The organism is Streptomyces antibioticus (assembly GCF_002019855.1).
Classification (GTDB): domain Bacteria; phylum Actinomycetota; class Actinomycetes; order Streptomycetales; family Streptomycetaceae; genus Streptomyces; species Streptomyces antibioticus_B.
Genome location: NZ_KV917386.1, coordinates 1 through 1039, shown reverse-complemented (window position 1 = coordinate 1039; position 1039 = coordinate 1). Strand labels below are relative to the sequence as shown.

Genomic DNA, 1039 nt, shown 5'->3' with positions numbered 1-1039 from the left:
TACTGGCGAGTGTGGGAGGAAGCGCGGGAGTACGCGCTACCGCCTGAGCGTGTCGCCTCGCCGTTGGCCGGACGCCCGTACGACCTGCGGCACGCGTGCATCACGCGGTGGCTGAACGCCGGGGTCCCGATTGCCGAAGTGGCCCGACGGGTCGGCAATTCGCCGGAAGTGATCCACCGCCGCTATCACGGCTGCATCGATGGACACGAAGAAGTCGCCAATGCCAAGATTTTGATGGCGCTGGAGGCGGAGGGAGACGCTTTAATTTAGTAGGTCATCGAGCGGGTGAGTCTGTCTTCTCCAGGCTTACCCGCTTTTTTTTGTGTACTTTGAGATACCACTCTTGATCCTCGGATCGGAGTCGAGATACCGAGAATTTTTTGGCGATCCGAGCATCGAAGTCGTGCACCACTCGCATTGTGCAATCCAGTGTGTCTGCCAGCATCCTTGTCGGTACCTGAAATCTATCCCCCTTGGACAGGTCTGCATCCTTGATTACCCGCAAGAACCGATCGTCGATGACCGCTCTCCGGTGAACGATGAGGTTTCTCGCAGCAACGGCGCTCTTTAGTGTCTGCCAGTCGTCTGATGAGCTGTGGATGCTGAGGCCAAGTCGCTTCTCCACGTAACGAGCGATCTCATCAAGACCCTTGAAGGAGAGTTGATTGATGTGACGCTCCGCTGCCCACTGTACGAACTCTTCGATCGAGTCGTGTCCCAGCACCTCCTCCATGGTCACCTGCTCCTGAGACTTAAGTAGGTCCGGGCGGCTTATTATTGCCTGTGTCAGGATGTCGGAGATGTAGGAAAGGAAGTTGTCTACCGCCCTTGAGACTCCGGTTTCTAGGCGGGCTGGTCGCGTGTAGTCGATGTACTCTCGCAATTTATCGAGGTGGCTAAAGTGCCCTGGGAATACCTCTCTCGGCTCCATTCCGTCAGTAGAGAGTACGCGACCTGCGGATTCAAGGAATTGCTTATGGCTCTTGAATACCATTTCACTTATGCTGAAGTTCATCACATTCACGAAGTGCTGGTCATA

Annotated in this window: 2 protein-coding genes; one reads left to right on the top strand and one right to left on the bottom strand. The window is 55.3% G+C overall.

What is annotated here, in order from left to right; genetic code table 11:
• Positions 1 to 270 (top strand): site-specific integrase (locus AFM16_RS38340; RefSeq protein ID WP_502620629.1); only part of this gene is annotated, 270 nt, incomplete at its 5' end.
• Positions 271 to 274: 4 nt separating this feature from the next.
• On the opposite strand, the gene AFM16_RS39225 is transcribed toward AFM16_RS38340, so the two are convergent.
• Positions 275 to 1039 (bottom strand): hypothetical protein (locus AFM16_RS39225; protein WP_218670757.1); only part of this gene is annotated, 765 nt, incomplete at its 5' end.